At 57.5% G+C, this 254-nt stretch carries 1 pseudogene; it reads left to right on the plus strand.

Going from position 1 to position 254, the window contains the following annotated elements:
* A pseudogene (locus tag ACZYOF_RS44815) lies at positions 1-126 on the plus strand (transposase); the annotation flags it as partial.
* Positions 127-254: the final 128 nt, after the last annotated feature.

Below are 254 nucleotides of genomic sequence, written 5' to 3' on the forward strand. Positions count from 1 at the left end.
CGCGGCATGACGGTGCGTGAGATCCAGGGGCATTTATCTGAACTTTATGGGGCCGAAGTCTCGCCGGATTTGATCAGCCGGGTCACCGACGCGATTCTCGACGAAGTTCGGGAATGGCAAAGTCGGCGAGGATGTCCCGGGTTCTGTTGAATTACTGAAGAGGTCGGCGTTGCCCACCTTGAGCCGGTAGGCTCGGGGTGCTGATTCCACAAAGGAGAGCAACGCCATGACGAGAGATATCACACCGGCTGGTT

This window comes from Bradyrhizobium sp. LeoA1Lang, assembly GCF_055413685.1.